This is a genomic window from Nocardioides sp. CPCC 206348 (genome assembly GCF_048654705.1).
GTDB lineage: Bacteria > Actinomycetota > Actinomycetes > Propionibacteriales > Nocardioidaceae > Nocardioides.
The window spans coordinates 21,079-30,815 of record NZ_JBMCZA010000155.1 but is presented as its reverse complement, the minus strand read 5'-3'; the positions used below and the strand labels follow the sequence as shown (position 1 = coordinate 30,815).

Below are 9,737 nucleotides of genomic sequence, written 5' to 3'. Positions count from 1 at the left end.
CCACGCCTGGAATCGCCGCCACCCGCGCCGGATGATCCGCCAGGCCAGCCACAGCGTGACCAGGCCCAGGAGCAGCAGCACCAGCGAGATCGAGGCCGCGACGTAGGGGTGCTGCACGGCGAACACGACCACCGCGAGCACCGTGATGTCCTCGCCGAGGCTGATGCCGATGTTGGTGAACGGCTCCGGGGAGGTGTTCACGGCCATCCGGGTCCCGGTCTTCACCGAGTGCGATGCGAACGCGGTCGACCCGCCCACCAGGCCACCCGTGATCTCGTTGAGCGAGCCCGAGTCCCCGGCGATCAGGACCCCGATCACCCCACCGACCACGGGCCGGATCGCCGTCGAGATCACGTCCCAGCCGGAGTCGACGTACGGGATCTTGTCGGCCACGAACTCGAAGCCGTAGAGCAGCCCCGCGACCACGAGCACCTCCCAGCGCCCGAGGACGTCGGGGATCGTCTCGACCGTGCCGAACCGGTCCGCCAGCCCGAGGACGAGCACGACGAGATAGCTGTTGATGCCGCTGGCCCAGCCGGACGAGAACGCCAAGGCGAGTGATTCCACGTCGTCAGGTTAGGACCGAACCCGCCCCGGCAGCGGGACGTGCAGGGTCAGCGCACGTCGACCCAGACCATGCGGTGGTCGGACGTGGGGAACGGAAAGGTCCCGGTCAGTCGGTACAGCGGGTCGGCCACCGTCGGCCAGAACACTCCTCCGCCCCGCACCTTCAGCCGACGGGACGGCAGGACGTAGTCGACCCGCAGGTTGCCCGGCGCACCGTCGGCGAAGTCGGCGGTGTCGTACCTCGCGTCGCCCGTGTGCGTGAGGTTCGCACCGCCCTGCAGGAGCGCAGCCTCGGGAGCACCGGCCGACGAGGGCGCGAACCGGCTGTTGACCAGGGGGTGGTCGAGCAGCTGGAGGATCGCGTCGTCGACCGAGTCACCGTCCTCGGGATCGGCGTTCTGGTCGCCCGCGATCACGAAGCTCGAGCCGGGCCGCAGGCCGCCGTACTGGCCCTCGTCGTCGTAGATGTAGCCGCCGCGCGCCGGGCCGGAGACGTAGTCGGCCCAGAACCGGATCTCGTCATGGTTGCGCTTCCCGTTGCGGTCCTCGACACCGTCGAAGGTCGGGGGCGTCGGGTGCGACACGAGGAAGTGCACGGTGTCCCGCCCCACCTTGATCGGGACGTCCCAGTGCGACTTCGAGGAGAGGCGGAAGACCGCGAGCTCCTCCGGTGAGTACCAGTCGGCAGGGGCGCTCGTCGCCGGGTCGTCCGGGAGCAGCGCGCCCGGCATGTCGGCCCAGCGGAAGGTCTGGAAGGTGCGGACCGCAGCCGTGTCGATCGGGTACTTCGAGTACACGACCAGGCCGTACTGGCCCGGGAAGAGCCCGAAGCCGAATGCGTCGTCACCGCCGCCGACCTGGCCGTTGTTGTTCAGGTCGAAGCCGCTGGGGATGCCCGTGTTCGACGCAGCGACGTAGGCGTAGGGGAACTCCACCGGGTCGGCGCCGTTCTGCGACACCTCGAGGTAGTTGTCACGGAACAGGTCGACGGCGGCGGGCGCGTGGTCGAACTCGTTGATGAGTACGACGTCCGGGTCGACCCGCTGGATCGTCTCGGCCACGTTGCGGGCCTGGGGGTCGTCCGGGCTGGTGAGGTCGGCGACGAGCTCGCCGGCCACGCTCCTGTTGAGGGACGCGTTGAAGGTGGCGAACCGCACCGGATCCACACCGTCGAGGCGTGGGGGTGCCGCACCGGCGACCTCGACGGTGGCACCGAGGCCCGACGCGAGCAGGGCCAGGGTGGCGAACGGGACGAGGACGCGGGACGTGCGGCGCATGGGACCTCCGAGCAGGGATGCGGGACACCCTGACGGTAATCCGGACCACCCCCGCCCACCACCGCCAGCGGTGAAGGTTCGATGAACGGGCGTCAGCGCCGACGGATGCCGCCGTAGATCCCGCGCTCCACGATCCACGGCTGGAGGATCGACCGGATCGTCCACGCCGGGAACCGGAACGGTCGGCCGGACGGCGCGTACACCCGGAGCCCGTCCGGCTCCACACCGAGGACCGAGCCCCACCGGCGGCGTGGAGCCCGGAACGTCTTGAGGTCACCGTCGCCGACAAAGGCCCGGATGTTGGCGGCCAGCAGCTTGTCCGCGCGGTTGCGCGCCGAGGACCGCAGCTCGTCGGTGGCGGCGACGTCACCGATCGCGAACACCTCCGGATGACCGGGCACCTGCAGCGTCGGCTCGACGCGGACGAAGCCCTCCTCGTCGAGGAGGTACGACGGCAGCCACCCCGTGTTCGGACGCACGCGCCCGATCGCCCACACCACCGCGTCGGCCGGCGTCGGGTCCTGGCCCGTGCTCCACTCGACCGGGCCCGTCGTGATCCGGTCGCAGGCGAACCCGTCGGGCAGTGCGGCGCGGTGGCCCGGACGGAGGTCGACGCCCGCGGCGAGCAGCCGACGTCGTACGTGGTCCCAGGTGCGGAAGTGGTGGCGCGGCAGGGCGCGGTCGCCGGGGAAACAGAGCAGCACCTGCTTGCCGGGCCAGCGGATCGCGACCTGGAGGGCAGTGCTCACCGCCGCGGCCCCGCCGCCGACGATCACCACCGTGCCGGCCTCCGCGACCTGCCCGTGGGACTGCGCGAGGTCGAGGTCGACCTCGTCGTCGGTCTGCAGCCGGGGTTGCCGCCAGAAGCCGTTCGCCACCCCCGTGGCGAGCACCAGCACGTCGTACGGCTCCGACGACGCGTGGCCGTCGAGCCCGCGCACCGTGAGCGCACGCCCCGCAACATCGAGGTCGACGAGCTCGCCATGGACCGTCCGGACGCGGTCGAGACGCGTGAAGCGATCGAACTGGTAGCGGTGGTCCCGGGCCCAGGCGTCCGGGTCGGCCAGGCGCATCCCGAGCTCCTGCCCGCTGACGAGACCAGGTTTCGCGGAGACACCGACGACGTCGAGCTCCTCGTGACGTGCCAGATGGATCGCCGTCAGCAGCCCGCTGTCACCGAGCCCGGCGATGACCACCTTCGGCCGACTCACGCGGACCTTCGTGGCGGTCGCGGCACCAGGCGCGGCACCCGCTCGATGACCTCCTGGTACGACGGCCGCCGCTCGAGGCTGCGTCCCTCCATCATCGGGATGCTGGCCGCCTGGAACATCGCGACCATCGCGACGGTGCCGATCAGCACCCACCACCAGTCATCCGGCGAAGCCGCGAGGCCGAACAGGCCCATCGCGAACCAGAAGCTGATCTCACCGAAGTAGTTGGGGTGCCGCGACCACGCCCAGAGCCCGCGGTCCATCACGTCGCCCGGCCGACGGGTCCGGACGAACCGATACATCTGCAGGTCGGCGGCGAACGCGAGCGCCACGGCAGCGAGGCCGACCACGACGGCCACCCCGTCCAGCCAGTTCACGTCACGTCCGGGCAGGGCCACGGCGGCGTACACAGGGAGCAGGCCGAGGAAGACCTGCAGCGTCGGGACCACGTGGATGCCGACCAGGTCGGCGAGGAGCTCCATGCGCCCCGCCCGCTCACGCACCAGCGGGTATCGCCAGTCCTCGTGGTGCAGCCCGGGGAACGCGTAGATCCAGTTGCCGGTCAGCCGGATCGCCCACGCGGCGATCACACCGAGCACCAGCCAGCCGCGCCCGTCGCTGACGCCGGGCGCGTCCGCGGCCAGCCACCAGTAGACGGCGAGGTACGGCGGCAGGATGCTCCAGTACGCGTCGTAGAAGCTCGAGTTGCGGTGGATCCGGCTCGCCGCGAAGACCACGAGCGTCGCCAGCAGGTCCGCGACCAGTCCGTCGAGCCAGAGCCAGCGGGTGTCCGGACCCCACAGCAACCAGGCCGTCGCGACACCGAAAGCGGCGACGTACGCGAGCGCCACACGGGTCAGGGACTGTGCCTTGCTCACACCCCGACGCTACCGGAACGTGTTCTAGTTTTGGCCGGGACGCCGCAACCCGGTATCCAAAGCGAGGGATCGCCCCGAGCCATTTGCGGGTCTAGGGTCGAGTCGGCAGTCGCTCACCCCTGGGGGCCGGAATGACCATGAACGCGCAGAAGCAGAAGTTCGCCCTCCTCGGTGCCGCAGCAGCACTCGTGCTCGGGCTGCCACTGACGCTGGGGTTCTCCGCGGCAGGCGCACCGACGTCGCCCGCCGCCGCGGACACGCCCACCCAGATCGTGCGGATCGCGACACCGACCAAGGCCGTTCGCAATCAGGTCGCCCGGCTGGGGCTCGACATCGCCGGCACCGTGGGCGTCGACTCCATCGACGTCATCCTCGCAACCAAGGCGGACCGGTCCGCCCTGGCCCGGGCCGGCCTCTCGGGCCAGGTCGTCGTCAAGGACGTGGCGGCAGCCGAACGCGAGCGCGTCGAAGCCGACAAGGCGTACGCCGCCGCGAAGCCCGGCGGCTCCACCCTCCCCTCAGGTCGTACGACGTACCGCACACTCGCCGACTACGGCACCGAGATGGCGGCGCTCGCGGCGGCCCACCCCACGCAGACCCGTCTGGTCGCCCTGAACCACACCAGCCTCGAGGGCCGCACCGTGCAGGCCGTGGAGATCAGCAACGACGTGGCTGCCAGCGACGGCAGGCCGACGTTCCTGCTGCTGGGTGCACACCACGCGCGTGAGTGGCCGTCCGCAGAGGTCGCCATCGAGTTCGCGTACGACCTCCTGCAGAACTCCGCGACCGCACGGATCGACAACATCCTCGACAACATCCGGGTATTGATCGTTCCGGTCGTGAACCCGGACGGCTTCCAGGTCAGCCGGAGCGGCGCCTACGAGCTGAAGCGGAAGAACTGCCGCATGACCGACGGGCAGCTGCCCGCCGCAGGGGCCTGCGCGCTGCGCGCCAACCGCGCGCTCGGCGTGGACCTGAACCGCAACTACGGCGCCAAGTGGGGCGGACCGGGCGCCTCGCCCTTCCTCAACGACGAGACCTATCGGGGTGGCGGGCCGTTCAGCGAGCCGGAGACCCGGAACATCCAGGAGCTGATCTCCTCGCGCCAGGTCCTCACGCAGATCTCCAACCACACCTACGGCGCCCTCGTGCTGCGGCCACCGGGGTACTCCGCCGACGGCCTGGCCCACGACGAGGCCTTGTTGAAGTCCTTGGGCGACCAGATGGCCGCTCAGATGGGCTACCAGAGCATCTACGGATGGCAGTTGTACGACACCACCGGCACCACCGAGGACTGGTCGTACTCAGTGACCGGCGGGCTCGGCGTCACCTTCGAGCTCGGGACCAACGGGTTCCATCCACAGTTCGCCAGTGTCGTCCCCCTCTACACCGGTGGGACCAAGAAGGTGCCCGCCGGCGGCGTCCGCGAAGCCTTCCTGATCGGCGCCGAGAGCACCCTCAACACGGCCAGGCACTCGGTCATCGAGGGTACGGCGCCCGCTGGCGTCACCCTCCGGCTGACGAAGACGTTCCCGACCTCGACCTGGGAGGGCGCGACCTTCACCGACACCCTGGACTCCACGATGGTGGTGCCGGCGAGCGGGACCTGGACCTGGCACGTCAACCCGTCGACCCGGCCGGCCGTGGCCGGCGCGGGTGGCACCGAGCCCTGGACCCTCACCTGCGAGAACCCGGCCGGCACCGTGCTCGAGGAGCGTCAGGTGGTCGTGGCCCGTGGAGCGGCCGCGACCGAGAACCTCACCTGCTGAGCCTCACTCCCAGGCAGCGCTACGCGCTCACTCCCCTGAGCCACGAGTACATATGAGGGCACTCATGATGTGTACCTCAGCCTGTCGCCTCCAGGACACCGCTCCAGCGTCCGTTTGAGGTCGGTTCTCGCGATTCCTGGCAGACGGGCGCCAGAAACCCAACTCTCGACGTCATCGTGAAGATCGCACAGGGCCTTCACGTTCCGGGTCTCACGGCTGTTCTCCTGACTCCACCCGCTCCGAACGAGCGCCAGCGCAACAGGTCCGTTCGATGGAGCGCGAGAGCATCGTACGAGCGCCACGTGGACAATCGCCGGCCAAGCCCGGACCCCAATGGCGACAACAGTTCGCCGATGGGCCCAACCCATACCCCGGCGCAGCGGCGATGCGCGGCCCCCCGACCACGACAGCGGCAACGCCATGCACAGGTCGGTCGACGGGCAGCAGATGGATCAGAGTGGACTAGTTTTTTCTCGATGCTGGACCACTAGTCCATCCGGTGCGCTATGTTGTCCTCATGAGCGCGAAATCTGACGAATCAACAACGGACCAGATATCCATTTCGAGGGTGCAGTTCGTCCAGTTGGCCGCGCTCGCGGCAGCCAGCGACAAGGCCGATGCACCCCCACTGCTCCGACGTCTCGCACGATCCTTGCGAGACGTCGACCCGCCCGCCGCGCAGGCGTTGGTGAGCATTCTCCGAGCGGCTCCGGTCCGCAGCGCCACTGGCGCCGTCACCAGCGAGCCGGTTGACCAGGATTCCCGGCTGCCGCTCCTGCGGCGCGAAGACCCCGTGATGCTCCAGGTCGAACCGATCTTGGAGACGGCCTTGCGCGAGGAGCTTGAGCAGATCGCCGCCGAACACGAACAGAGTGAAGCGCTCTACACACAGGGACTCGCGCCCACGAGGACGGCCCTGCTGGTCGGACCACCGGGAGTCGGCAAGACCTTGGCTGCCCGCTGGATGGCCCGTCGTCTGGAGAAGCCCCTGCTAGTCCTGGACCTGGCCTCGGTGATGAGCAGCTTCCTCGGGCGGACTGGAACAAACATTCATCGAGTCTTCGAGCATGCGCGGACTACTCCGTGCGTCTTCCTGCTGGACGAGCTAGACGCCGTGGCCAAGCGTCGGGATGACTCCACCGAGATCGGCGAGCTCAAGCGACTTGTCACAGTGCTCCTCCAAGAGATCGATCGATGGCCAGACGGATCGCTACTGCTGGCAGCGACCAACCACGCAGAGCTACTGGATCCGGCCGTATGGCGACGTTTCGAGGCCACGCTGAACTTCAGCTATCCGACCCTCGGGGCTCGGAGGTCGGCGCTTGGCCAGTTGCTCGCTGGCGAATCGCTTGACCCCGGGGTTGCCGAGCTGGTGGTAGAGGCTTCGGCAGGTGCGTCGTTGAGCACGTTGGAGAGCGATGTACAGATGGCTCGACGTAAGGCCGTGCTCCGGGGACGCACGCTGGACGACGAACTCCTGGATGCGCAGCGGCGACGAATCGAAACGCTGCCGACCACCGATCGCGTGCGACTGGCCACGAACCTGATGGCGGGGGGCGGCCTCAGCCAGCGTCGGGTCAGTCAACTGACTGGCGTAAGTCGTGACACGTTGCGCAAACACAGCGATGAGAGGGGACAGTCATGACGGAAACACCGAGGTACCTCCTTGGCTACGGGGAGCGGCTCACAGCACCAGTGCCGGCGCCCTCTGGCGGCGGACCGACTCAGCCGCCGTATAGCGTCGAGGATGCGGTGGAACGCCTCGCGGGCAAGGCAGCGAGCGCTGCCGACGCAATGAGCGACCTCCCAAGCGCCGCGTGCCCTGGTGGCGAAGCAGTAGGTGTCCTGACCATGCACCCGCAAGCCATTGCGAAGTCGTACTTCCCGCAGCAGCTGCTCGCTCAGTTCAACCTTCGGCACGTCGGCAGCCGACCTGTCGAGGTCCAGCCCGATCAATGGACTCGACAAGATGAGCTGCGTCCAGTGCCATCAACGGAACTGTTCATCGCGGGGCACCGTGAAGCGTTTCGACGGCTCGCCGACGATATTGGCGACCTCGCCAACGCAGCAGCGAACGGCGCGGATGTGGAGTCAAGGCTTCGTGAGCGAGCCCGGACCTTGCCCGACGAGCTAACCCGCTTGGAGAACATTCGCGTCCAGTCTCCATCTGAGCGCCTGCGCATGGGGTCAGAGTATGAAGGCCAGCCGATCGAAGCTCTTGAAGTAGTGCTCCACGCTGCCGACTCGCGTCAGGATGCCTTCATCGTCGAGGGGTTCGCCGACTACGCGGCAGACCTTGGCGTCGATGCCCGTCTCGGCAAGCGCCTCTATGCGGGCGGCCTCTGTTTCGTTCCGGTCTTGTCGCCCATTGATCGAATCGAGGAACTGGCTGCGTTTGGGTTCCTCCGCGTTGCGCGCCCGGTAGGCCGGATGCGGTCGATCGGTCAGGTTGAGCGTTCACGACCAGCACCTGACCTAGAGCCTTCCCCTCTGCCGACAGCAGGGCCGCAGCTGCCAGACTTTCGAGTTGCGGTCTTTGACGGCGGCCTTCCGGATTCGCATGTGTTGGGCAGATGGGCGACGGCCCACGAGCCCGACGAGATCGGCACGCCGGGTGCCGGCCAGGCAGATCATGGTCATGATGTCACCTCCGCTCTGCTGTTCGGCAACCTCACACCTGGGCAAGCCGCTCCGCAGCCCTACTGCCATGTCGACCACTTCCGCGTGATCGACGCCGACGCCGCAGCCGACCCATTCGAACTGTATGACGTGCTGAGCCGCATTCAGGACGTCCTGACGGATCGCCAGTATGAGTTTCTCAACCTCAGCATTGGGCCTTACATGCCCGTTGAGGATGATGAAGTGCATGCCTGGACGGCAGTCCTTGACGAGTACCTTTCGGACGGTCGATCACTTGCCACGATTGCGGTCGGAAACACGGGGGACGACGTCGAGCCACGGATTCAGGTCCCGGCCGATTGCGTCAACGGCGTGTCGATCGGCGCCGCCGATACCTCCCGCGACGGATGGAAGCGGGCCAGCTACAGCTCAGTCGGACCGGGCCGCAGCCCCGGCGTCGTCAAGCCGGATCTCTTGGCCTTCGGTGGTACACAGACCGAGCCGTTTCTGGTTTATGAACCTGATGGAGTGCCTGGCATTGCGCGAACGATGGGGACGTCGTTCGCCTCGCCACTCGCGCTCCGATCAGCTGTCGGCCTCCGCGCGCATTTTGGTTCGCGCTTGAGCCCACTGGCCATCAAGGCGCTGCTCGTTCACTCGTCCGATGACAGCAGTCAGCCACGTGTAGACGTGGGGTGGGGAAGACTCCCGGCTGCTATCGACGAGATGGCGCTCTGCGGCGATGGCATGGTTCGGGTGGTCTACCAGGGGGAGCTATCGCCGAGTAAGTACCTCCGCGCCGAAGTCCCGCTCCCCCAGGGGGAACTGAAGGGATTCGTCACTATCCGCGCAACCTTCTGCTATGCCACGCATGTGGACCCAGAAGACCCTGGCAACTACACCCGCGCCGGCCTGGAAGTTACATTCCGCCCTCACCACCAGAAGTTCAATGACGGCGCGGTCGACCCGAAGTCTCAGAGCTTCTTCAAGACTGGGGCATTCGACCCCGAACACGTGCTTCGCGGCGACGCGCAGAAGTGGGAGACGGTGCTGCATCGCGAACAGCGGTTCAGAGGAAGTTCTCTGAAGCGGCCCGTTTTCGATGTGCATTACAACGCCCGGGACGGCGGTGGCCCGAGTCGTACGTCCGAGCCTATGAGGTACGCCCTGGTTCTCGACGTGCTGTCACCGAGAACACCCGACCTGTATGACCAGGTGAGTTCGGCGTACGCCGGCCAGCTTGAGGCGTTGCTTCCGCAGCTTGAACTCCCGATCCAGGTCCGGAGCTAAGACCGGTTGCGTCCGCGCCGCTTCTTCGGCAGAGGGCCGCTGATGCCGGCGGCGCGCCGTCCACTCCGACCACCATGGCCATGCGGCCGTGGAATACCCAACAGGTACAAACCGAGCCACGTTTCC

General features: G+C 67.7%; 7 protein-coding genes. 3 read left to right on the top strand and 4 right to left on the bottom strand.

The features are described 5' to 3' along the window. From ACOADB_RS11015 to ACOADB_RS11000, 4 genes are all read right to left on the bottom strand, one after another. On the bottom strand, positions 1-567 hold a 567-nt coding region (locus tag ACOADB_RS11015), incomplete at its 3' end, for a DUF4126 domain-containing protein (protein WP_378598154.1). Between the two features lie 47 nt (positions 568-614). After that, positions 615-1,844: an endonuclease/exonuclease/phosphatase family protein gene (locus ACOADB_RS11010; RefSeq protein ID WP_378598152.1), complete on the bottom strand. Its 1,230-nt coding sequence runs from the start codon at positions 1,842-1,844 to the stop codon at positions 615-617. Between the two features lie 92 nt (positions 1,845-1,936). Then, entirely contained in the window at positions 1,937-3,055 is a 1,119-nt protein-coding gene (locus ACOADB_RS11005; RefSeq protein WP_378598150.1) for an FAD-dependent oxidoreductase, read from the bottom strand. Then, on the bottom strand, positions 3,052-3,933 hold the full coding sequence (locus ACOADB_RS11000; RefSeq protein ID WP_378598148.1) for a DUF1295 domain-containing protein: 882 nt from the start codon (positions 3,931-3,933) through the stop codon (positions 3,052-3,054). The genes ACOADB_RS11005 and ACOADB_RS11000 overlap by 4 nt, the downstream gene beginning before the upstream one ends. 137 nt (positions 3,934-4,070) lie before the next feature. Here ACOADB_RS11000 and ACOADB_RS10995 point away from each other — a divergent pair, with 137 nt between their 5' ends. From ACOADB_RS10995 to ACOADB_RS10985, 3 genes are all read left to right on the top strand, one after another. Next, positions 4,071-5,702, top strand: coding sequence for a M14 family metallopeptidase (locus ACOADB_RS10995; protein WP_378598146.1), 1,632 nt, complete (start codon positions 4,071-4,073; stop codon positions 5,700-5,702). Positions 5,703-6,219: 517 nt separating this feature from the next. Further along, positions 6,220-7,347 carry an AAA family ATPase gene (locus ACOADB_RS10990; RefSeq protein ID WP_378598144.1) on the top strand — a complete coding sequence of 376 codons (1,128 nt, stop codon included), beginning with the start codon at positions 6,220-6,222 and terminating at the stop codon, positions 7,345-7,347. Between the two features lie 107 nt (positions 7,348-7,454). After that, positions 7,455-9,611 carry a S8 family peptidase gene (locus ACOADB_RS10985; protein ID WP_378598142.1) on the top strand — a complete coding sequence of 719 codons (2,157 nt, stop codon included), beginning with the start codon at positions 7,455-7,457 and terminating at the stop codon, positions 9,609-9,611. Positions 9,612-9,737: the final 126 nt, after the last annotated feature.

Bases quoted from the DNA above. Each gene is read 5' to 3' on its own strand.
- ACOADB_RS10990 (WP_378598144.1), top strand. From the start codon at position 6,220: ATGAGCGCGAAATCTGACGAATCAACAACGGACCAGATATCCATTTCG.
- ACOADB_RS11010 (WP_378598152.1), bottom strand. From the start codon at position 1,844: ATGCGCCGCACGTCCCGCGTCCTCGTCCCGTTCGCCACCCTGGCCCTG.
- ACOADB_RS10995 (WP_378598146.1), top strand. From the start codon at position 4,071: ATGAACGCGCAGAAGCAGAAGTTCGCCCTCCTCGGTGCCGCAGCAGCA.